General features: G+C 66.5%; 4 protein-coding genes and 1 tRNA gene. All 5 read left to right on the top strand.

The features are described 5' to 3' along the window. Positions 1 to 784 (top strand): MotA/TolQ/ExbB proton channel family protein (locus VJS38_RS10860; RefSeq protein WP_324088162.1); only part of this gene is annotated, 784 nt, incomplete at its 5' end. Positions 785 to 790: 6 nt separating this feature from the next. Then, positions 791 to 1,225 (top strand): biopolymer transporter ExbD, encoded by a 435-nt coding sequence (locus VJS38_RS10855; protein WP_324088161.1) that lies wholly within the window; start codon positions 791 to 793, stop codon positions 1,223 to 1,225. 10 nt (positions 1,226 to 1,235) lie between these two features. Further along, on the top strand, positions 1,236 to 1,943 hold the full coding sequence (locus VJS38_RS10850) for an energy transducer TonB (protein ID WP_324088160.1): 708 nt from the start codon (positions 1,236 to 1,238) through the stop codon (positions 1,941 to 1,943). Between the two features lie 161 nt (positions 1,944 to 2,104). Next, positions 2,105 to 2,181: transfer RNA gene (locus VJS38_RS10845), tRNA-His, on the top strand. A 318-nt stretch (positions 2,182 to 2,499) separates the two neighbouring features. Then, a partial coding sequence (locus tag VJS38_RS10840; protein WP_324088159.1) for a hypothetical protein occupies positions 2,500 to 2,747 on the top strand: 248 nt, incomplete at its 3' end.

The following is a 2,747-nucleotide window of genomic DNA, read 5'->3' as shown; positions in this document are numbered from 1 at the left end:
GGCCGCGGCGGCCGGCAATGCTGCGGCGGCCCCTGCGCCGGCCGAAGCCGGCAACACGGCGGCCAACGCCGAACTGCCCCCGCAGATGCAGCACGGCGGCAAGATCAACATCGGCACCATGTTCATGGACGCCAAGCCGGTGGTTAAGGTCGTGATGATGGGCCTTGTGCTGGCCTCGCTGTTCTCGTGGGCCACCCTGATCACCAAGCTCATCGAGTTCCGCTCGCTGAACCGCACCTCGGACAGCTTCCTGGAAGCCTTCCGCGGCGCGAAGTCGATCAACGACATGGGCCGCATCGCCCAGTCGGAAGACTTCGAAGGCAACCCGCTGGCCGACATGGCCGCCGCGGCCGCCGCCGAAGTCGAGCTGTCCCGCCAGGCCGGCCTGCAGGTCGCCGGCGAGCACCGCGACACCACGATCGGCCGCGCCCAGTCGGCGGTCGGCGCCGTGCAGGCGTCGCTGACTCGCCGTCTCTCGAGCGGCATGCAGTTCCTGGCCTCGGTCGGCTCCAACGGTCCGTTCATCGGCCTGTTCGGCACCGTCTACGGGATCATGGACTCCTTCATCGGCATCGCGAACACCAACACCACGAACCTCGCGGTCGTGGCGCCCGGCATCGCCGAAGCCCTGCTGGCCACCGGTCTGGGCCTGTTCGCCGCCATCCCGTCGGTTATCTTCTACAACTACTTCCAGACGCGGATCTCGGCTTACGGCGCGCGCACCGAGGGCTTTGTGGCCGAACTGATGAACGCCATCTCGCGGCAGCTCGACAAGGGAGCCTAACCCACCATGGGAGCCAAACTTGGAGGCTCTGGGGGGAAATATCAGGAAGAGCAGAACAGCGAGATCAACGTTACGCCCTTCGTGGACGTGATGCTTGTGCTCCTGATCATCTTCATGGTGGCGGCGCCTATGGCTGCCGTCAGCGTGAAGGTGGCTCTTCCGCCGGCGGTCGCGAAAGCCTCGCCTAATCCTCCGAAGCCGATTTACATCTCACTCCAGAGCAACGGGCGCATCTTCGTCCAGGATAGCCAGACCGATCTCGCCACCCTCGGCGACGAGCTTCGGTCGGCCCTCGGCGCAAAGCGCAACCCGACGAAGGAGCGGATCTTCATCCGAGCCGACAAGGACGTCCTCTACGGGGACTTCATGGGCGTGATGAACATGCTGCAGGACAATGGGTTCTACAGCGTGGCGCTCGTCGGCGAAGACAAGCGTCGGTAGGCGGTGAAGCATGGCTGAAACTCAACCACGCGACATTGGTCATCCGGGGCACAACCCGTTCGACCTGCCGCAGCCGAAGCGGAACAAGGGCTTCATCTACGCGGTGCTTATCGCGTTGGTGGTCCACGCCGCCCTGGCCGTGTACCTTTGGAAGAGCAAGTTCGAGGCGAACTTCAAGGAGTACTCGGAAGACGTGACGGACGTGGCGCTCATCAAGCCCGCGCCGCCGCCGCCTCCGCCGCCTCCGCCCCCCCCGCCGCCGAACACGCCGCCGCCGCCGCCGCCGAAGCTCCAGCCTCGTCCGCCGGCGGCCGTGACTAACGTTCCGACCATCCCGCCGCTGCCGGTTCCGCCGGTGCAGCAGCGGGTGGAGGAGCCGAAGCCGCCCGCGCCGCCGCCGCCGGAGCCCCCGCGGGCCTCGGTGATCACGCAGCCGGACTTCGCGCGCCGTCCCTCTCCGGAGGACATGGAGCGCTACTATCCGGACCGGGCGCTGCGGATGAACGTCGAAGGCAAGGCCAGCATCACCTGCACGGTCAACGCGCGCGGTACGCTGGACAGCTGCGCGGTGGTCAACGAGACGCCCAGCGACCAAGGGTTCGGCGACGCCGCCATGCGGCTGAGCAAGCTCTTCAAGCTGCGGCCGAAGACCATGGACGGCCAGCCCGTCGACGGCGGCAAGATCACCATTCCGATCCGCTTCGTCTTGCCGAAGTGATTTGGCCGAAGTGATCTGGCCGATGTGATCTGGCCCGACGTGATCGGACCAAGAGTCTGAAAGACCGGCCCCGGAGCCTCTCGCTCCGGGGCCGTATCTTTATGTGGAGACGTGGCTTGATCGCGCCACCCGGCGCGACTACAACCCCGCCCTCGCGACGCGCCGCCTTAGCTCAGTTGGTTAGAGCGCCAGATTGTGGCTCTGGAGGTCCCCCGTTCGATCCGGGGAGGCGGTACCATCGCGAAGACGAGGCGGCCCGCGGGCCGCCTTTTCCGCTTCCGGGAATCGCATCGCGCCTTCGTGGCGGGTCTCGCACGGCGGTTCCCAGCGGCGCTGCGGCCGCGCTTCCGCAGCCCCGCGGCGCCCCTCTGCGGGCAGTTTTCCCCCGTGCACGCATAATTGCGGCGCTCGGCCGCAAGATTCTCCTCAAACCGCAGCTTCCCTGCCATCGACACGCACCCATTTGACGGGTAAATGCGCGCGGTTGCGCAAGGGCGGTCCGGCAGGGCGTCGGGCCGCGCATTGACGTGCGTGTGTGGGAGTTGAGGAAGAGCGAATGGGGTTCTCCCGGCAAGGTCTGTACGATCCAGCGAACGAGCATGACTCGTGCGGCGTGGGCTTCGTGGCCAATATCAAAGGCCGCAAAACTCATGATGTGATCGAGGCCGGCCTGAAAATCCTGGTCAACCTCGACCATCGCGGCGCGGTCGGCGCCGACCCGCTCGTCGGCGACGGCGCCGGGATTCTGATTCAGATTCCGGACGCGCTCTATCGCGAATGGGCGCAGGGCGCGGGCGTGACCCT

The organism is Phenylobacterium sp., from assembly GCF_035276905.1.
Taxonomy (GTDB): Bacteria; Pseudomonadota; Alphaproteobacteria; order Caulobacterales; family Caulobacteraceae; genus Phenylobacterium.
The sequence above is the reverse complement of the archived record's forward strand: the minus strand, read 5'-3'. Positions and strand labels throughout refer to the sequence as shown.

What these genes read in the sequence shown, in the direction of transcription:
- VJS38_RS10855 (WP_324088161.1), top strand. Translation starts at nt 791, where the DNA reads ATGGGAGCCAAACTTGGAGGCTCTGGGGGGAAATATCAGGAAGAGCAG.
- VJS38_RS10850 (WP_324088160.1), top strand. Translation starts at nt 1,236, where the DNA reads ATGGCTGAAACTCAACCACGCGACATTGGTCATCCGGGGCACAACCCG.